At 64.1% G+C, this 18,597-nt stretch carries 14 protein-coding genes and 1 pseudogene; 3 read left to right on the top strand and 12 right to left on the bottom strand.

What is annotated here, in order from left to right:
* Nucleotides 1–16 precede the first annotated feature (16 nt).
* From VGN82_RS05645 to VGN82_RS05630, 4 genes are all read right to left on the bottom strand, one after another.
* The gene (locus VGN82_RS05645) at nucleotides 17–1,414 is read right to left on the bottom strand and encodes a tetratricopeptide repeat protein (RefSeq protein ID WP_327526021.1); all 1,398 of its coding nucleotides are present in this window, start codon (nucleotides 1,412–1,414) and stop codon (nucleotides 17–19) included.
* 70 nt (nucleotides 1,415–1,484) lie between these two features.
* Nucleotides 1,485–2,681, bottom strand: a complete 1,197-nt coding sequence (locus VGN82_RS05640; protein ID WP_327526020.1) for an OpgC family protein — start codon at nucleotides 2,679–2,681, stop codon at nucleotides 1,485–1,487.
* On the bottom strand, nucleotides 2,681–4,330 hold the full coding sequence (locus VGN82_RS05635; protein ID WP_327526019.1) for a thiamine pyrophosphate-binding protein: 1,650 nt from the start codon (nucleotides 4,328–4,330) through the stop codon (nucleotides 2,681–2,683). The genes VGN82_RS05640 and VGN82_RS05635 overlap by 1 nt, the downstream gene beginning before the upstream one ends.
* A gap of 72 nt (nucleotides 4,331–4,402) precedes the next feature.
* Entirely contained in the window at nucleotides 4,403–5,296 is an 894-nt protein-coding gene (locus VGN82_RS05630; RefSeq protein ID WP_327526018.1) for a CE1 family esterase, read from the bottom strand.
* A gap of 163 nt (nucleotides 5,297–5,459) precedes the next feature.
* Between VGN82_RS05630 and VGN82_RS05625 the strand changes: the two genes are divergently transcribed.
* The 3 genes from VGN82_RS05625 (at nucleotide 5,460) to VGN82_RS05615 (ending at nucleotide 9,795) form a co-directional block, all read left to right on the top strand.
* Nucleotides 5,460–6,035 carry a sigma-70 family RNA polymerase sigma factor gene (locus VGN82_RS05625; RefSeq protein WP_327526017.1) on the top strand — a complete coding sequence of 192 codons (576 nt, stop codon included), beginning with the start codon at nucleotides 5,460–5,462 and terminating at the stop codon, nucleotides 6,033–6,035.
* 82 nt (nucleotides 6,036–6,117) lie between these two features.
* On the top strand, nucleotides 6,118–6,759 hold the full coding sequence (locus VGN82_RS05620) for a DUF1109 domain-containing protein (protein WP_327526016.1): 642 nt from the start codon (nucleotides 6,118–6,120) through the stop codon (nucleotides 6,757–6,759).
* A 174-nt stretch (nucleotides 6,760–6,933) separates the two neighbouring features.
* Nucleotides 6,934–9,795, top strand: coding sequence for an ATP-binding protein (locus VGN82_RS05615; protein WP_327526015.1), 2,862 nt, complete (start codon nucleotides 6,934–6,936; stop codon nucleotides 9,793–9,795).
* A gap of 122 nt (nucleotides 9,796–9,917) precedes the next feature.
* On the opposite strand, the gene VGN82_RS05610 is transcribed toward VGN82_RS05615, so the two are convergent.
* From VGN82_RS05610 to VGN82_RS05575, 8 genes and pseudogenes are all read right to left on the bottom strand, one after another.
* Nucleotides 9,918–10,739, bottom strand: a complete 822-nt coding sequence (locus tag VGN82_RS05610; RefSeq protein ID WP_327526014.1) for an alpha/beta fold hydrolase — start codon at nucleotides 10,737–10,739, stop codon at nucleotides 9,918–9,920.
* Nucleotides 10,740–10,854: 115 nt separating this feature from the next.
* Nucleotides 10,855–11,613 (bottom strand): alpha/beta fold hydrolase, encoded by a 759-nt coding sequence (locus VGN82_RS05605; RefSeq protein ID WP_327526013.1) that lies wholly within the window; start codon nucleotides 11,611–11,613, stop codon nucleotides 10,855–10,857.
* An 89-nt stretch (nucleotides 11,614–11,702) separates the two neighbouring features.
* Complete coding sequence (locus tag VGN82_RS05600; RefSeq protein ID WP_327526012.1) at nucleotides 11,703–12,002, bottom strand: putative quinol monooxygenase; 300 nt, start codon at nucleotides 12,000–12,002, stop codon at nucleotides 11,703–11,705.
* A gap of 61 nt (nucleotides 12,003–12,063) precedes the next feature.
* Complete coding sequence (locus VGN82_RS05595) at nucleotides 12,064–12,789, bottom strand: type 1 glutamine amidotransferase domain-containing protein (RefSeq protein WP_327526011.1); 726 nt, start codon at nucleotides 12,787–12,789, stop codon at nucleotides 12,064–12,066.
* A 512-nt stretch (nucleotides 12,790–13,301) separates the two neighbouring features.
* On the bottom strand, nucleotides 13,302–14,843 hold the full coding sequence (locus VGN82_RS05590) for a cation:proton antiporter (protein WP_327526010.1): 1,542 nt from the start codon (nucleotides 14,841–14,843) through the stop codon (nucleotides 13,302–13,304).
* Between the two features lie 216 nt (nucleotides 14,844–15,059).
* Nucleotides 15,060–15,398, bottom strand: a pseudogene (locus tag VGN82_RS05585) (transposase); the annotation flags it as partial.
* A gap of 87 nt (nucleotides 15,399–15,485) precedes the next feature.
* Nucleotides 15,486–17,177 (bottom strand): FAD-dependent oxidoreductase, encoded by a 1,692-nt coding sequence (locus tag VGN82_RS05580; protein ID WP_327526009.1) that lies wholly within the window; start codon nucleotides 17,175–17,177, stop codon nucleotides 15,486–15,488.
* Between the two features lie 75 nt (nucleotides 17,178–17,252).
* Nucleotides 17,253–18,482, bottom strand: coding sequence for an MFS transporter (locus tag VGN82_RS05575; protein WP_327526008.1), 1,230 nt, complete (start codon nucleotides 18,480–18,482; stop codon nucleotides 17,253–17,255).
* Between the last annotated feature and the right edge of the window lie 115 nt (nucleotides 18,483–18,597).

Raw genomic sequence — 18,597 nt, 5'->3', positions numbered from 1 at the left:
GTTATCCTTTCTGCCTTCAATGGGCGATGGCGAGCGGTGTAGAGGCAACGGCGAGCGTGGCGAGGCGCCCGGCGCCGCAGCTGTGAAGCCGCGCCAGCCGGCGCGCGGCGAAGAGGTTCGCTCCGCCACGCCGCGTCAGGCGGTCCTCCAGGACATGCGCGGCACGGTCGTACTGGCCGGCTCGGATCAGGCTTTCGGCATAGGCCTGCTCGAACAGGTCGCGCTGGGCATGGCTGCCGCCGATGGCGACGAGCCCGTCGCGAGCGGCGCCGAGCAGGCGTGCGGCCTCACCGTAATCGCCCTCCTGAAAGGCGATCAGGCCAAAGGCTGCGAGGGCGCCGCTGCGAGCGGCGCTGCGCCGTTCGTCACTGGGATGAACCATCGCATCTGTCATCAGGCCGTGAGCGATGGCGTTCGCGGCATCGAAATGGCCCGCGCCGAGCAACGACACGGCATAGTGCAGATCGGCGAAGACGAGGCGACCGTCCTTGACGCGCCTCTCGGCTTTGGCGGCCAGCTCATCCCAACGATGGCCGACATCCACCCCGGCATATTCGAGCCGGGCTAGCAGCGAGGCGCCGTTGGCGATGTCGCGGTAATCGTCGGTCGGCTCGGCCCTGATCTCCTCGTCATAGAGCCGGAGCACATCGCCCACCTCGCCGCGCTCCAGCCGGAACAGGGCGAGGTGCCAGAAGATGTGGAAGCGCAGATTATTGGCATGGGCGAAAGTGCGGCCATCGCCGAGCCAGGCGATGCCCTCCCCGATGCGGCCAGTCATCTCCAGCACATGGGCGACGGCGTGGCGGCCCCAGGCGTCGCGCGGGCTCAAGGCAACGGCGTGGCGACCTGCGCGCTCAGCCTCGGCATAAAGGCCCCTCTCCTCGAGCGCGAAGGCATGGCAGCCATGGACGAAGCCGGCGAGCGGATGGCTTTCGCCGAAACCCGGTGCGACGCGGCGAAGCGTCGCGAGCATTTCGGACTGGTCCCCGAGCGTGAAGCGCAGGCCATGCGACAACTTGAGCGCCAGCACGTCGAGAGGGTGCGCGATCAGGATTGCTTCCAGCCGCTCCGCCGCCCGACGCGGCCTGTCGTCGAGCCAGAGCCCCAGAGCCTCGATAACCATCGTCTCGCGTCGTGTGATCGGCCGGAGCAGCGCTGCCGCACGGGCCTCGACAAGGCAATCGCGTGCCGCAGCGAGCAACTCGCTGCGCGCCAGCGAGAGCAGCATCAGCCCCTTGGCGGCGTGGGCCATGGCAAAGTTCGGATCGAGGGCGAGCGTGAGGGCAAGATGCTCGGGCGTGGTCGCGGCATGGGCCATGAGCGCTTCGAGGGTGTCGTTCCAGGCAAGGCGCGCCGCATCGTTGGCGACGCTGATGCTGTCGCCGGAGACATCATAGTGCCTATGGTGAGACATGGGGTTCTCCGTTGCCGCGCCGAAAACGGGCGCTCTTCAGGGAGTTCGCAGCGGGCTGATCAAACGGCATTCAACTCGCTTCACGGACCCGTGTTGTCGGCGCGATCACTGCCGTCGGCGGATTCTTCGCTTCGGGGATCGACGTCCGTGCAGGGCCAGCCCAGGGCGCACGCTTGAACCAACCGACCACAATCGCGGTTGCGAGGATGAGCGCGAAGCCGGCGAGGTTGAGCAGCGCGACGATGGGCTCATCGTGGCCGGCCGCGTCGGCGATGGCGCCCAGCAGCCGCGCCAGGACGACGCTTGCGAGGAAGCAGGCCAGCGACTGCCGGCCGATCAGGACGAGGAGATGGCCTGCGCCGCTGTCGAGCCGCGCCCGCCAGGGCTCGATCAGACTGAGCACCAGATAGGCCAGCGCCAGGAAATGCATGACGCGCAGGATGTGGAGATTGGTCTTCTCGCTGGCGGGGAGAAGAAGGTCGCGCGCAGCCTGCGCCCAAGGCCAATGCTCGAGCAGGCCCCAGAAGGTCAGCGGCACTGAAATCAGGAGGAATACTGCGGTCGCAATCATGAGTCGGCGGTCGCCGAGCGCCGGCACCGGCAGCCATTTCATGGCGATGAAGAAGCCGAGGAAGAAGATGAGCTGCCAGGCGAAGGGATTGAGGAACCAGCCGGCGCCGTTCCATGGATTGCCGGGCAGGTTGAGACCCGTCATCCAGCTCGCTGCATAGAGCGTTGCCGCGATCAGGAACGGCAGGATCGTATGGAGGCGCCGCGCCAGCATCATCACCGGCACAAGCGCCAGGATAACCAGATACATCGGCAGGATGTCGAGATAATCAGGCTGCCAGCTGAGGGTGGCGATGCCGAACAGAGCACCGGCCGGATCGGCGAGCAACGGCTGGAACTGCTGCGTGAGGATGGAGAAGCCGAAACTGCGGTCCAGCGCGGCGGCAAGCGCGATCAGCGCGAGGACGAGACCAATCTGCGCCCAATAGACCTGCCACATCCTGTAGCCGATGCGCGCCGCGCCCAGCCACCAGCCACGCCGGCTGATGACCCCGCCGAACGCCAACGCACTCGCGATACCGGAGCAGAAGACGAAGAGTTCCGCTCCCGACGAGAAGCCGAAGCGCGCCGGAATCCAGGCATTCCAGCTGTTCTCGGGCAGATGTGCGACGAAGATGATCAGCATCGTCAGGCCGCGGAAGAAATCGAGCCTTGCGTCGCGAGGCCGTTTCGCCGCAGCGGGAGGGAGCGCCGCCATCAGAAGGCTCCCTCGTAGCTTGCGGCATCGATCCGGCAGGCCAGCAGCGTGAAGCCCCCGCGCCGGAAGGCGGCCTCGGCTTCGCGTGCTAGGGTTTCGCGGTCCTCGATCGTCGCGCCATGGCCGCCCATCGCTTGCGCGACGGCAGCAAGATCGGTCGCGCCGATGTCGACGCCGGCGCGCTTCAGGCCCAGCTGGCGCTGCTTCAGCGCGATCAACCCGAGGGATTCGTCGACGAGCACCACGACGATCACCGGCAGACCGAGGTCGCGCAGTGTCGCCAGTTCGCCCAGCACCATCTCGAGGCCGGCATCGCCGACGAAGCAAAGGATCGGGCGGTCGGTGCCTAGCGCAGCCCCCATCGCCAGAGGCAGGGCGCAGCCCATCGTGCACAGCCCGCTCGATTGCAGCAGGCGGCGCGGCCCGTCGCAGCTCCACATCTGACTGAGCAAGATCCGATGGGCACCGGAATCGGCGGTCGCGATCGTTCGGGCCGGAGCGATACGACGCATCGCCTCGAACACCGCATGCGGCCCCCAGCCGGCCGCCGCGGCGAAGGCAGCCCGGAGATCCCGTCGGACGTCAGCCGGCTTGCCGTCCGGCCAGCTGGTCTTCGCCTCGGTCCCTTCGGCCAGGCGCGTCAGGATCGCGCCGACATCACCTTCGAGCTGCAGGCTGCAGCCATGCATGCCGTGCTGGACCGGCTCAGCCACGATATCGATGACCCGCTTGCTGCCGGGCCAGGGGTGGCGCCAGCCCTGCCGCATCTCGATCGGGTCGTAGCCGGCGAGAATGATGAGATCCGCAGCCTCGATGAGCGGGCGGACGATAGCATCGGCCCGCGGCGAGAGGCCGACGCCCCCGATGACACGCGGGTCGACCTCAGGAACAAGGCCCTTCGCCTTGTAGGTCGTCAGCAGTGGTGCGCCGGTGTGAGACAAGAAGTGGTCGAGCGCGGCGGCCCCGCCCTGAACGACGAGGTCGAGCCCGGCGATGACAAGCGGCCGTTGCGCCGCGGAGATCAGAGCTCGTGCGGACTGGAGGTCGACTGGTGCCGAGGGAGCGATATGCGGGATGACCGACGCCGCCCGCGGAGCCGTACGGGATTCCGCCACCGCGATCGGCAGGTCGATGTGCACCGGGCCGGGCCGGCCGCGCCGGGCAATGGCAATGGCCTTGGCAGCGACGAGATCCTCGGTGCCGGGCGCGGCCCGGAAGCTCGCCTTCACCAGCGGCCTCAGTAAGGCCTGATGGTCGAAGACTTGATGGGTGTAGCTCTCGGCCAGTGCGTGATCGACGCAGCCGGTGACGAAGATGAGCGGTACCCGGTCCTGCTGCGCGTTGGCGACGACATTCACCGCATTGGCGACACCGGGCCCGAGCGTTGCGACCAGTACGGGCAAGGCTCCGGTCGCATGCCAGAGTCCCTCGGCCATGAACCCGGCGGCGTTTTCATGCCGGGCGAGCTTGAAACGAATGCCGGCTTGTTCGAGCGCATCGACGAGAGCCAGCACCTCGCCGCCGGGAATGCCGAAGGCGTGGGTTGCGCCCGCCACCGCGAGCTGCCGGGCCAGAAGATCGGCACCTCTCGGCTGCGTCTCCGGATCAATCTCCGCCGCAGCGGCGGCCGATACCCGTTCATGGCGCATGGTCAATCTCCGGCAGGCCACCTCGGCGGCGTCGACGGAGAGATCGCGCGGAACCGCGGTTTGGTTACAGGATCACGGAGACGTGAGTTTGGTATCGGCGGCGCGGGGAACGGCCCTGTCCCGGACCATCAGGCGCCAGGCCCGCTCAATCCATGCTGCATCGGCGACATGTCCACCGCCATGCAGGCAGAGTTCGAGGCGCGCCGGGCCGCTGCAGCCGGACGCGACCTGGCAGGTCAGTTGTTCCAGCGCGGGATTGGCGCGAGCTGCATCCCCCAGCGCGGTGGCGCAGCCGCCCGGCGCGAGAATAGCGAGGCTCCTGAAGAGATCGCCTTGCCTGTAGCCCCGCCGCAGCGCCCGGCCGGCGAGAGGCACCGTAGCGTCGCTCGTGCCATGAACATGGATCAGTGGAGGGCGTTCGCCTTCGCAGCGCTCGGGCAAAGGCTCCCAGAAGGCGCCGGCGATCGGCGCGAAGGCTGCGAAACGCGACGGCATGCGGCAGGCCAGATACCAGACCATCGAGCCGCCTTGTGAAAAGCCGCTCGCCAGGATGCGGGCAGGATCGAGGCCGAAGCGCGTCACGGCATCATCGAACACCTGCCCGACGAAAGCGAACTCGTCGCGGTGACGGGCGGGAGAACCGGGAAAGGACCAGGAGCGGCCGGTGCCGTCAGGCGCGATCAGCGCAACTCCGAGCCGCCTGGCGACGCCGACCAGGCCTTCGTCAGCGATAGCCTCGGCTGCGGAGCCCTGATAGCCGTGGAAATACATGATCGCGCCGGGGCGCTCGGCCGTGGGGCGAGGTGGCAAGAGGATGCGGTAGTGGCCGCTCGCGACCTGGCAACCTTCCGCAATTGGGCACGCATCCGCAACAGGCTGGCCGCCGCCTTCCTGCGCCGACAGGTTCAAACCGGCGAGAAAGGTCACGAGAGCGAGGATCAGGCACAGACGAGGCGACAGCGCCATCTCGGATTCCCCATGCGCGCCGACTGGCGCCTTATGCGAAGGCGAGCCTATCGAGTCAGCAAAGCCGGTTCATCGTGCGGTCACCGCCTTGTGAGCCCGCCGATCGCATGCGACGGAATAGGCCGGCTCTACTTTCGGGGACCCGAGGGAAGACGTACCAGCCTTGTCGCTCGACGAACTCGAAACGCAGCTCAGGCCCGTTTTCCTCGCCGCACTCGCCGGCGATGCCGCCGCCTATCGCCTCTTCCTCGACACGATCAGCGTCAGGCTGCGCGGCTATCTGCGCCAGATGCTGGCCCGTACGGGACGCTCGGAAGCAAGCGAGGTCGAGGATGTGCTGCAGGAAACTCTGCTGGCGCTGCATCTCTCGCAGCACACCTACGACCCGGCGAGCCCGGTGACGGCCTGGGCCCATGCCATCGCGCGCTACAAACTGGTCGATCATCTGCGCCGGACCGGCCGGCATGCCGGCAACCTGCCACTCGACGACAAGACGCATCAGCTGGCCGGCCCGAACGACAGCGCCGCCTTGGAGGCAAGGCTCGATCTCGAGCGCGCCTTGGCCGCCCTGCCAGAGCGCACCCGTCTCCTGATTGACCGGGTCAAGCTCCAAGGCACGACGGTGGCCGAGGCGGCGCGTGCGACCGGGATGACCGAGACCGCCGCCAAGGTCGCGATTCACCGCGGCCTCCAGGCCATGGCGCGGTTTCTCTCACGGCGCGGCGAGAGACCCGGGTGATCGGCACGGAAAACAGACGGGGAGTAACCTTTCGCTCGCACGCCGCGAATTCGAGATTGAGCAGGACGCACCGAAACCGAACATGCAGACCGACGACCTCATTTCGCTAATGACCGCGAGCCACCGGCCGGTGGATACCCGCTGGCTGCGTCGTGTCACCTGGCTCGGCGCGGTGACCGCGTTGGTCGTCACCGCGCTGCTCGTCTTGCTGGTGCTGGGCGCGCGCGGAGATCTCGCCAGCGCCTGGCTCACGGCGCCGGTCATCGCCAAGGCACTGCTCGGCGCCAGCGTCGCCGGCATCGCGCTTGTGCTATTCCAGCGCAGCCTCCGCCCGGGTTTGAACCCTGGGCCACATCTGCCACTGGCCGCGTTGCCTGTCGCAATCGTTGCCATCTGGGCCGTATTGGCGCTATCGCGGGCTCCCGCGGATCAGTGGAGCGCGCTGATCTTCGGCAGCTATTGGCGCGCCTGCCTGATCGCGGTGCCCCTCTACGCTTTGGTTCCGCTCGCCATTCTGTTCGGGTTGGCGCGCCGCGGAGCGCCTGTCGACGGCACGCTGACCGGGGCCTGCGCGGGACTGGCTTCGGCCGGTCTCGCGACGATGGCCTACAGCCTGCACTGCCCAGACGACGCCGCACCCTTCCTCGCGGTCTGGTATACGCTCGCGATCGCAGCGGTGACTGCCTTTGGGGCGCTAGCGTTTCCGAGACTGCTGCGGTGGTAGCTGGCTGTCATCGTTCGAACGGGCGGTGGGTCCCAGCAACACTGATTTTGAAAGTCCGCTTTCCGTCCCCTCCCCCAGCTTCTGCTTCTGACGCTGGGCCGAAGTCAGTTCTTCGCGCTAGCGGCCAACCAGATAGTGTAGGCGCCACGAGCGAAGTTTGGTTGGAGGTCGATCGTGACGGCGGATCTCAACGAGCAGCTTTCACGATCCTTCGCCTTTGGGCCGTTTGTGCTGGTTCCCGAGCGTCAATTGCTCTTGCTTGGCGAGACACCTGTTCGCATAGGCGGGCGGGCGCTGGACATTCTGACGGCTCTGGTCGAGCGACCCGGCGAAGTCGTGAGCAAGCGCGAACTCATAGCCCGCGCCTGGCCAAGCACGATCGTCGATGAGGGTAATCTCAAGGTCAATATGGCTGCCTTGCGACGAGCTCTTGGCGACGGCGTCGGCGGGGCGCAATACATCGCGACCGTAACGGGGCGGGGATATCGGTTTGTGGGGCCAGTCCAGGCCAGCCGATTATCTGGACTACCGGCGCCTTTGTCTGCTCGCAGCAACAACTTGCCGATCGCCACAACGACGATCTTCGGCAGGCGGGAAGCGATTGACGCTATTCAGCGGGATTTGAGTGCTTCACGGCTGGTATCGATTGTCGGTGCGGGCGGCATAGGCAAGACGACGGTCGCGCTGGCCGTCGCCGAGCACGCGCTGGGCGTGTTCAGCGACGGGGTCTGGCTCGTCGACTTGGCCCCACTGAAGGATGCGGCGCTGGCGCCCAACGCCATAGCGGCGGCGATCGGATTGAATATGCCTTCCGCAGACGCTTTGACCGCCGTCTGCGAGCATCTGCGCGATCGCAAGGAACTGCTGGTGTTCGACAGTTGCGAACACATCATCGATGCTATCGCTACCTGCGCAGATCGGATCCTGACCGGAGCGCCGTCCGTCAAGATCCTCGCCACCAGCCGAGAGCCTCTTCGAATAAAAGGGGAGCGAATTCGCAGGCTACCAGGGCTTGGTGCGCCGCCCGCCCTGCCCCGCCTCACGGCCGAGGAAGCCCTGACATTTCCGGCCGTGCAACTCTTCGTCAACCGCGCATCGGACGGTTTCGAGTCGTTTGCTCTGAGCGATACAGAAGCGCCAGCAGCTGGCGAAATCTGCCGGAGACTCGACGGTCTTCCCCTAGCCATCGAACTCGCCGCCACGCGCGTTGATACCTTCAGCGTCAGTGGCCTGCTGAGCCAACTCGACGATCGCCTCCGAGTGCTTTCTGGGCGCCGGGCGGGGCCCGAGCGTCACCGCACGCTCGCCGCGACGCTCGACTGGAGCTACAATCTCCTTTCGCCGAACGAAGCTGTGCTGCTGCGATCTGTCGCGGTTTTTTCGGGGGTCTTTGACCTCGAAGCTGCCTCCGTGGTGTCCAATCTCTCTGCCGCTGACGTGCCTGATGCTTTGGCGCAACTCACTGCCAAATCCCTGATCGCTTTGGAACTGGAATCCAGGGCAAGCGCCTATCGATTGCTGGAGACCACGCGCGCCTATGGCTTGAACCAATTGCTGCTCAGCGGCGAAGATTCATTGGTTCGCCAGCGGCATGCCGAGCATGTCTGTAGGGTGCTTGAGCGAGCCACTGCCGAGTGGGCGCAGAGACCAGCCCATGAGTGGACGACCGAATATGGGCGTATGCTGGATGATCTGCGCGGCGCCCTTGCTTGGGCATCGCGAGATTCCGCCGACCGATCGCTCTGCATTCGGCTAACCGTGGCGGGTCTTCTTCTTTGGAACCGCTTCTCGCTTACAGAAGAGTGTCGCGTTCACGTCTCTCGCGCAATCGAAGCGCTCGACGCCGCAGATCTCTCGGGAACCACCTTCGAGATGCACCTCAAGGTCTGGCTTGGTGCCTCCATGATGTTCACGCATGGCCTCCAGACGATGGCGATGGACGCGATGCAGCGCGCACTCAAAATTGCAGAACGCGTCGGAGACAATGGCTGCCGCATACGCTGTCTCCGGACCATCGGACTGTACCAGCATCTCATCGGAGAACATCTGGCGGGACTGACCACGTTTGAGAATTTTGCCTCTCTGGTTTCAGAGGAAGATTCACCTACCGTGCCAGAAATTGGATTTCATCTGAGTATTTCTGAATACTTTCTTGGGCGCCTTCGAAATGCGTTAGGGCGCCTAATTCAACTTCGTGATCAGGCAAAAGATGCTCGGCGGCAGACCGTTCAATATCAATCTGACATCAATGTCGATATTGCATGCGCCCTTACTATTGTGCAGTGGCTCACTGGTTCTCCGGAGGCCGCAATAACGACCTCGAAGGAGAATATAGAATCTGCATTGAGGGCCAATCATCACATGTCATTGAGCAATGCACTCAATGCCGCCTGCCCGGTGTTTTATTGGAGCGGGTGTTTTGATGACTGCGACCGCGCCGTTGTGATGCTCGAGGCGGAGGGCAAGCGCCATAGCATCCTTACGCGACGGCCGGTCGCGATGTTCTATCGGGCTGCGCTGACATGTGTTCGAGAAGGCGTGCAGCAGGGTATTGAAAGTCTTGAACGCGCGGTCGCCGAGTTTCGGATGATCAATCACCTGGCACGAATGCCTTATTATCTAGGAGTTCTTGCAGATGCGCAGGCCAAATGCGGCCAGATGGCGACTGCGAGGACGACGATTCACAAAGCGTTCGATCTGGCACATGCAAATAGTGAGGGCTGGTGTCTGCCCGAGGTGCAGCGCGTCTACGCCTCCATTCTCATCGCGACTGGCGAAGAGAGCGAAGCGGAAGCGCGGCTTCTTGACGCGATGGCGCGAGCCCAGGAGACCGGTGCCTTATCGTGGCAATTGCGCGCTGCCACCGACCTCGCGAGATTGTGGTCCTCGACAGACCGATCGGAGCAAGCTTTCAGGTTACTGTCGCCGATCTATTCAGAATTCAGCGAAGGTCTCGACACGTTGGGCCCTTTGGCAGCTGGAGAGTTGCTGGCCACATTGGCCTCTTGCGCCGGAGAGACCGCGAAGCGTTCCTGATCGACCGGCCACGCTTGCATCGTCCTGCCGCTCCCAGATGAGTTGTCAATGCTTCTGATCGGGAGCCGCCGATGTTGCAGCGCGCGCCCCGAAGGACTTCCGGCGTTGCTTGCTGCCGAACCTCAGGCCCCCTTGCGATCCAAGAAATCCCTCGTCAACTCTGCGATCTCAGGTCCATCTGTCTCCAGGGCAAAATGCCCTGTATCGAAGAGATGGACTTCCGCTTCCGGAACGTCCCTCTGGAAGGCATAGGCGCCCGCTGGTCCAAAGAACGGATCGCCGTTGCCCCACACCGCCAGAACGGGCGGTCGTTCCACGCGCAGATATTCCTGCCAGCGCGAATACAGGGCAATGTTTGTTTTGTAGTCGGCAAATAGATCCAGCTGCAGTTCCGGGTCCCGATCGATAATGGATTGGTCATGCGCCATGGCATCGGGGCTCAGCAGCTCGAGCTTGCTGTCGGGAACGCCGTGCGTGTACTGGAACCGCGTCGCCGCGGCCGTCAGGAAGCCGCTGAGCCGGTCACGGTTCGCTTTGGTGGGATGATCCCAGTAGGCGCGCATCGGCCTCAATGTCTCCTCCACCAAGCCCTCCTCGTAGACGTTGCCGTTTTGGGAGATGATCGCGGAGATGCGCCTCGGATATGCGGCTGCCAATCGGAATCCGACAGGCGCCCCGTAGTCGAATACCATCATGGCGAAGCGGCGAAGATTGAGCCCATCGACGAACGACAGGACGGCTCTGTAGAGATTCCCGAACGTGTAGGCATAGGCGCCGCGTTGGAGCGCTGTTGTCGATCCGAAGCCGGGAAGATCCGGGGCTATGACTCTGTATCTGCTCGCAAGCAGCGGGATGAAGTTGCGGTACATGTGACTCGAGGTCGGGAAACCGTGAAGCAGAAGCAGGACTGGCGCAGCCATGCTCCCTGCCTCGCGATAGAACATCTTCACGTCCCCAAGATAGATGAACTTGTATCGCACTGCGCATGGGTTCATGGCGTCGCCCCTGAGACATGCACCCTCATCACATGAATCACGCACGCCGCCACAGCGTGACGTTCTATTCGGATGCCTTGATGATCATCTCGGCAACTTCTTTGGGATAGGCGAGCATTGCGACGTGGCTCGATGGCACCTCGATCGCCGTGGCCTTGGCCAGCCCGACCTGATGCTTCTGCAGCCGTGGCGAGATGATCGTATCCATGGTCGCTACGACCATGAATGTGGGCTTCTCTCGCCAGGCGGCACGGCTGACAGGTGTCGTCGTGGTCCGGACATGAAACGGCCCCTGGGTCGCCGCCACAATCGCCTGCTCCTCCGGCGGAAGGTCGGCGGCGAAGTACTTTCTGATGCCTTCGTCGTTGATCGTGAGAAATCCGTCTGGATCCTTCACGAAGTTGTTCCGACCCTCCGGAGCCGGAAATTTTGAGGCTGTGCTCTGCAAGGACTCAGATTTGTCCGGCGCGTAGGCCGCGACATAGACGAGCGACTTGACCTTGTCGTCGATGCCGGCCTCGGTGATCACGACGCCGGCCCAGGAATGACCGACCAGGACCACTGGGCCTTCCGCGTTTCGGATCGCCCGACGTGTGGCGGCGACATCGTTCTCGAGCGAATCGAGGGGGTTCTGGACCGCGACGACCTTGAGACCTGCCTTCTTGAGATGAGGGATGACCTTATGCCAGGAGGACCCGTCGGCGAACGCACCATGCACGAGAACAGCGGTCTTGGCCTTAGGCTCGGCTGCCGCCGCAAACGAGACGAGTGCCACCGTCGCGCTCAGGAACGTCAGGGCGATCAAGGCTCGGCGAGGGGTCATCGCTGGATCCTCCAGGTTGAAATACTTTCTCGATAGGCTGGGGACGGCGCTTGCCGCCGGGAGCGGAACCGCGGCGCGCTCGGGGCCGGCTATGCGACGTCCACCGCCTCCAATACGAATGCCGTACGGTCGGCGAGTTCCGGAACTTTCGCCAGGTAGGCACGGTAATGGGGCGAGGCCCGATGCGCCTCGACGGCCGCCGCTCCTCGATAGAGTTCGTCGAGCACATATCGACCCTCATGCGTCGGGTCGCGCCAGATGTCCCAGCGCAGATTGCCGGGCTCGGCCCTGCAATGCGGTGCCATCTCGACAAGGAGCCCGTTCAAATCGGCGTCTTTGCCTGGGTGAGCGGTCAGGATGGCGGTTATTTTCGACGTTGAGTGCGTCATGCGGAGGGCTCCAGTCCAATCCTGAGGCAGGCGTTCGGTGACCGGGTTTCGCACCTGCGAGCTAGAGCGCAGTCTCGAGTCTCTTCGTTCGAGCCTCGCTGCCCTGCGCCGGCGCCGCGGCCTGTTTGAGCGCAGCGAGCAATTCCTCCGCCAGCGGCCCGGCTGAGGCGGGATTCTGACCAGTGATGAGGCGGCCATCGACGACGACTTTCGGTTGCCAATTCGATGTCGACGAGTAATCGGCGCCTTCGGCAGTCAAGGCGTCCTCGAGCTCGTATGGCACGTCGTCTCGAGCGTAGTCGTACTCTTCCTTCTTCGAGAACGACGTGAGTTTCTTGCCGCGCACGAACGGGGTGCCGTCGCCAAGATCCACGCCGAGCAATGCGCACGGACCGTGGCAGACGGCGGCCACCAGCTTGCCCGTGCTCCAGGCACGCACGACGGCCCTCTGGACATCCGTGTTGCGCTGGATATCGACCATGGGCCCAAGCCCGCCGGGCACCAGAATGGCGTCGTAGTCCGCGGCGTCCACTTCGGACAGCTTGCGACTGTGATTCAGCCGCCGGAAGGCCTTGCTCTCGAAGAAGTCTTTCTGGGCCGGGTCCTTCTCGTCGTAGGCGTCGTGGGGCGTCCATCCGCCGGCGGGCGACGCGAACTCGATCGCAATGCCCGCCCTGTCGAGCACATCGAAAGGATGCGCGATCTCGGCGAAAAAGAAGCCTGTCTTGCGGTTGTGAGGGCCGATCACGGCTGCGTTGGTGACGATGAACAGCACATGTTGGGTCACGACAGTCTCCTCGATTGTTGGTGCATTCGGCAATTCAGCTAGGTCTGGATCGTGTCCCGGCTTGGCGCCGGCCTTTCGATCGCCCTATGCGGCAAGCTCCATCGATCCTGGCGCCCCGTGAAGCGCTGCTCGTGCATTGCGTCCAGGCGGCCTCCGAGACATCGCCCCCTTACGAGTCCTCGGCGCTTGAACGCGGGCACCCGAGAGCCATCGCGGGTCTTCGCTCCACAGCAGTGGCAGTCCTTGCCAGCGCGTCCCCCCGATCATCGCCCCGCTGGCGGAGTGAACTTGCACTCAGACGCCGCGTCATGCCCGTTAATCGCTGTAAAAAGCCGTTAAGGTTCCATTGGGCCCTCGCCAGGACGTAGGACCATCCTCGACATCGCCCTGTTGACGCTCCCTCTTCTTTTGGCGGCTGGCCGCGTGATCAGGAGGAAGGGCCAGGCAGTTCGCGGGGCCCGGAAGAGAGCACTTGCAACCTGCATGGATGGTGAAGAGGTCGAACGCAGCGCTCATGCCGAGCTTCGCGCGACCGCCCCGAGTTCGAGCCAGTCGAGCTCCTCTTCCAGCTTATGGAAGGCGTTGTCACCGATCTCCCCGGCGCGTCGCATCTCGAGGGCCTTGTCGCGTGCGACCGCCAGCGCCTTCCGTCTCAGCCTGTTCTGCTCGGTGTCGGCAGTCTCCTCCTCGAGCGACTGCTGCAGCATCTCAGCATACTCGGCCTGGACCATGCCTGCCGCACCCGTTCTGTGCTCAGCTATCGCGCCCATTGCCGCCTCCAAGGCTTGCCTTCGAGCGGTTCGAAATTCGCGTTCGATGGGATGATGATCCTCAATGGGAAGGTGGTGAAGCAGCAGTGGGAGCGTAAGGCCCTGAACGACGAGGGTTCCGACCACCACGCCGAAGGCACAGATCAAGATCAAATCGCGGTATGGGAAATGAACTGGCAGCGCGTAAGCGGCAGCCAAGGTGACGATGCCTCGCATGCCGCACCACGCAATGATGATGCCATCACTGCGGGAAGTGACGTCTGGCTGGAGGTCATCGCGCGGAGCATCGTGCGGCAGCGAAAAACTTGCCACGCGGTGATCGAAAAACACCCACACAAGCCGCACGACGATGGTCGTGACCAGCACCGCTACGGCCACGACCCCATATTTTGCGATCGTTGCGGCGTCGAGATTACCAAAAATTGGCCGAAGCTGTAGCCCAACCAATATGAAGGCGAATATTTGAAGCACAAAGATTGCCGTCTCCCAAACGGCATACATCGGGATCCTCAATCTCGCACTGGTCATAGCTGGAACTGACCAAGCAAGCACCATGGCGTATACGACGATCGTGATGATGCCCGAGAGATGCAGCCGCTCCGAGAGGATCCACACGCCAAACGTGGTGATGAACTGCAGGATGATCAGACTTGGCGCGTCTTCGAAGCGAGCCAGCAATCGCACGACGAGCCACCCCAGGCATCCGCCGAGAGCGACACTGCCGAATACGACGAGCCCGAATGTCGGGAGCGCATCGACCGGAGAGAAGCTGCCAGCGGCCACTGCCGCGACGGCAAGCCGATAGATCAGCAGGGCGGTCGCATCATTGAGCAGGCTCTCGCCCTCAAGAATGACGATCAGCCTATGCGGCGGCCGCACCCGACGCAGGATCGCCGTGGCCGCGACGGCATCGGGGGGCGCCACGATCGCGCCCAGGGCGATTGCGGCTGCCCAGGGAATTTCCGGGACCAACCAGCGCGTTACACACGCGACAGCGACCGTCGTCAGGCCCACGGCGACCACAACCAGACCACCGATGCAGCGCCAGTTTCTCCTGAGATCGCGGACCGATGTGTCGAAACCGGCATCCAGGAGAATTGGCGCTACGAAGAGGACGAGCACGAGATCGGGGTCGAGCGGGATTTGCGGAACATTCGGGACGAACGCCAGGGCGGCTCCGGCGACGGCCAGCATAACGGGATAGGCGACGCCCATCCTGCGCGCCAACGCTGCAAGCAGGACCGCACCGAGCAAGTACGCCAGGATCGACTCGAAAAGGACCATCGGAGACCTCCCGCGGCCAACGCATGGACTTCCATCGGCCGGCGTCTGACATCCCAAGACAACGGCGACGCGCCCCACCCCATAAGCATCAACTTTCCGTCATCGGCCAGTGCGAGTGATCGAAATTTGCCAATTTTTACCGCGTTTTACCGGAGGCGGAGGCCCGCCATGATCGTGCTTTGATCGGAAGCATCGATCTCGCGATCGACAAGACGGTTACCGCAAGGGATCGTCTACAAGACGACAGGCCAAGGCGTTATGCCGCGCACCGGTCGGGTGCGCGAATGACGACGCCACAGGGGTCGACCAGGCCACACACGCTGTCCCCTTGGCGGTCGCGATAGCCAAGAGCCGGGCTGGCTTTCTTGCCAGCATGACGACGGTCCGCGGGGCGACAGAGTCAGGTTGGGGGGCCACAACGGCGCAGCGAGATCATGCCGCCGACGATCCGTCGTCGACTATGTCCCCATGCGCGAGATGTGCCCCATTCGTTCCTTGCCGCCGCTAGAGTTCTGAGCCGGTTGTCAGACCAAACGAGGTGGCAATCTGCTGTCCAACCACTCCGGGGATTCCAAGGTTCCGCCTGGCCGAGAATGGACCTCCCTATGGCTGGCCATGAGCCCTTGCAGAGGCCATTCTCCGTCAGGCCTGCCGCGCCGCATTCACTTCTCGTCCGGCATGCCGTTTCAGGACAGAGTGAATCTGTGCGATGACTGCCGCACCTTCGCCGACGGCGGCGGCGACCCTCTTGGTCGAGCCGGCACGTGCGTCTCCGACGGCAAAGACACCCGGGCAGCTGGTTTCGAGCGGCAGCCGCTCGTCGGCACCGGCGCGGTCCCCCGTGAGGACGAAGCCCGTTCCGTCGAGCGCCACACAGTCGTCGAGCCAGCGCGTATTCGGATCGGCACCGATGAACAGAAAAAGGTGGCGCACGGTGCACTCCCGGATCGCGCCGGTCCGTCTGTCCCGAAACGTCGCGCCTGTCAGCCCTGTCGCCCGGTCTCCGTGCAAATCGGCAATCTCGCTGTCCGTGTGCAGTTCGACATTAGGCAATGCCGCGATGCGATCGATCAGATATCGGGACATCGTCTGCTCAAGGGGGCGGCGCACCACCAGGTGCAAACGCCGGACCTGCGGCGCGAGATAGGCAACCGCCTGGCCCGCCGAGTTCCCTCCGCCGACCAGGACGACGTCCTGCCCGGAGCAAAGCCGCGCCTCGACGGGCGATGCCCAGTAGGAAACGCCGGCCCCCTCCAGTTCAGCGATGTTGGGAATGTCGGGCTGCCGATAGCGCGCGCCCGAAGCGATCACGATGGTGCGAGAGCGCGCAGTGTTACCGTTGCTGAGCTCGAGGGTGAACGGGGCGTCCGCATCCGCGCCGTGACAGCGGAGCAGCTCGACGGTCAATGGGATGGCGAGTTCGGCGCCGAACTTCGCCGCCTGACTAAAGGCGCGCCCTGCTAGCGCCTGTCCGGATATGCCGGTCGGAAAGCCAAGATAGTTTTCGATCCGGGCGGATGCGCCAGCCTGACCGCCGAAGGCGCGGCTGTCCAAGACCAGGACAGAAAGTCCTTCGGATGCGCCATATACCGCAGCTGCGAGCCCAGCCGGCCCAGCCCCAATGACCGCCACATCATAGACCGTCTTCGAGTCGAGATCCGGAATGATGCCGAGACAGGACGCGGCATCCGCAATGCTCGGTTTTCTGAGCACGGTGCCGTTCGGACAGATCATCAGGGGCAGATCATCGGGGGCGACGCCGAGCCGATCGACCAGCTCACGTCCCTCTTCCTCGCATGCGGCGATAACGGTGTGGGGGTAACTGTTGCGGGTCAGGAAGCCCGATAAAGCGACGATGTCCGGATCATCCCGGCGTCCGACCAGAATCGACCCTGCGCCGCCGGTCTGCCCCGCCTCGATCAACATGACGCGCCGGAGGATGAAGGCGCGCATGATCGTTTCCCCGACATCCGCCGATCCAATGATGAGCGCGCGGAGATGCGGTGCATCGAAGGGTATCGCGGTCGCGCCAGCGTCACCTGCCACGACCGACATGAGGGATGGACGCCCCGAAAGCTGATTGGTCTCGCCAGTGAATTGGCCCGGACCGTAGGTGGTGACGACCGAGGACTGACCTGCGGCGCCGCGCCTGATCGCGTCAGCCGAACCATCGAGGATCAACCAGGAGGGAGCGTTTCGGGCACCGATCTCATAGATGATGTCGCGGGGGCCGAAGCATTGTGGCGCAGCGCTCGCGAAGCGACGCGCCGTCGCGATCTGAAGTGCGGACAGTGTCGGAAAAACCTGCTCCCGCCGGGCGTCGCCGATTGCCATATGGTGACCTCCGCGTTGGATTATGCCACGTCTCGTGCACGACACCATCCGACCGGGTGAAGAGCTTGATCGCAGTCACGCGGGCGCGAGCTGAGGCGCCCTCCGCAGGGTGAGCGCGAATACGACAAGGCCCATCAACGTCAGCCCGAACCCTGCCCATACGGTGGATAGCACGTCAAAGCCGGCCGCAATCGTTGCGCTGCCCGCCCAGGCGCCAATGGCGTTGGCGACGTTGAGCGCTGCAAGGTTCATCGCGCCCATCAGCGTCGGCGCCTCTGGCGCGAGGCCCGTCAGACGAACCTGAATTGTGGGAATGGCAACCATCATCGTCATGCCGACGCCGAACAGCGCCGGCAACAGAATCCACACATGGCCGCCTCCGATGGCCAGAACCGCAAGCACGACCAAGGCGCTGCCGAAGCCTATGCCCAATCCTCGCGCGGGATAGGTGTCCGCCAGCCTTCCGCCGATGAGGTTGCCAGCGGTCATGCCGACCCCGAACAGCGCGAGGGCTATGGGAATCCAAACTTGATCGAGCGCCGCCGTGTCGGTGACGAAGGGGCCGATGAAGGTGTACACCGCGAAGATGCTGGCAACGCCGAGCGCTGCGACGAGCATCATTGCCCAGACAGCCGGCTTGCGCAGCGAGGCGAGCTCCTGCACCACGGGCCCGCCACGAAGTGCTTCGGTTCGAGGGACCCAGGCAAGCAAGGCAATGAACGCCAGAACGGCAACCCCGGCGACGCTGAGATAGGTGTTTCGCCACCCCACGATCTGGCCAAGAAATGTCGCCAGTGGTGAGCCGATGATCGTTGCGACCGTTAGGCCGGTCATGACCAACGCGAACGCTTTTCCCCCATGGCCGGGGCCGACGATGTAGGACGCGACCACGGCGCCGGCGCCGAAATAGGCCCCTTGGGGCATCCCGCTGACGAAGCGCGCCAGGGCGAACATGCCGAGATCCGTGGCGACCGCCGACAGGACATTGCCAATGATGAACAGGCCCATCAGGCCCAGCAGAAGGGTTCGCCGATTCAGCCGTGCCGCCACCAGCGTTACCAGAGGAGCGCCGATCACTACGCCAAGGGCATAGGCCGCGATCGCGTTCGTCGCCGTTGGGATATCGATGCCGAGGCTGGCCGAGAACAGCTGAAGGATCCCCATGCTCGCAAATTCGGACGTCCCAATACAGAAACTGCCGAGTGCGAGGGCGAACAGCGTGAGGCCGCGGTTACGCCGCTCCGCTTCGTCCGTGCAATGCACCTGCACAGCAGCACATTGCCCTCGATAGGCTTTGTCCAGCATCGGTACCTCCATTCGCGATGGCGGTGGGCGATCCGCGGAATCGCCCTGTCGGTGCCTGCTGCCAATGGCGAGGCTCCGCTTGTCGCTTCGGGAGCGCGAAGCAGCGACCAAGGAT

The organism is Allobosea sp. (assembly GCF_035999205.1).
In the GTDB taxonomy this organism is placed as follows: Bacteria; Pseudomonadota; Alphaproteobacteria; order Rhizobiales; family Beijerinckiaceae; genus Allobosea.
This window is presented reverse-complemented; position numbering and strand designations above follow the sequence as displayed.

Bases quoted from the DNA above. Each gene is read 5' to 3' on its own strand.
- VGN82_RS05645 (WP_327526021.1), bottom strand. From the start codon at position 1,414: ATGTCTCACCATAGGCACTATGATGTCTCCGGCGACAGCATCAGCGTC.
- VGN82_RS05640 (WP_327526020.1), bottom strand. From the start codon at position 2,681: ATGGCGGCGCTCCCTCCCGCTGCGGCGAAACGGCCTCGCGACGCAAGG.
- VGN82_RS05635 (WP_327526019.1), bottom strand. From the start codon at position 4,330: ATGCGCCATGAACGGGTATCGGCCGCCGCTGCGGCGGAGATTGATCCG.
- VGN82_RS05630 (WP_327526018.1), bottom strand. From the start codon at position 5,296: ATGGCGCTGTCGCCTCGTCTGTGCCTGATCCTCGCTCTCGTGACCTTT.
- VGN82_RS05620 (WP_327526016.1), top strand. From the start codon at position 6,118: ATGCAGACCGACGACCTCATTTCGCTAATGACCGCGAGCCACCGGCCG.
- VGN82_RS05610 (WP_327526014.1), bottom strand. From the start codon at position 10,739: ATGTTCTATCGCGAGGCAGGGAGCATGGCTGCGCCAGTCCTGCTTCTG.
- VGN82_RS05605 (WP_327526013.1), bottom strand. From the start codon at position 11,613: ATGACCCCTCGCCGAGCCTTGATCGCCCTGACGTTCCTGAGCGCGACG.
- VGN82_RS05600 (WP_327526012.1), bottom strand. From the start codon at position 12,002: ATGACGCACTCAACGTCGAAAATAACCGCCATCCTGACCGCTCACCCA.
- VGN82_RS05590 (WP_327526010.1), bottom strand. From the start codon at position 14,843: ATGGTCCTTTTCGAGTCGATCCTGGCGTACTTGCTCGGTGCGGTCCTG.
- VGN82_RS05580 (WP_327526009.1), bottom strand. From the start codon at position 17,177: ATGGCAATCGGCGACGCCCGGCGGGAGCAGGTTTTTCCGACACTGTCC.
- VGN82_RS05575 (WP_327526008.1), bottom strand. From the start codon at position 18,482: ATGCTGGACAAAGCCTATCGAGGGCAATGTGCTGCTGTGCAGGTGCAT.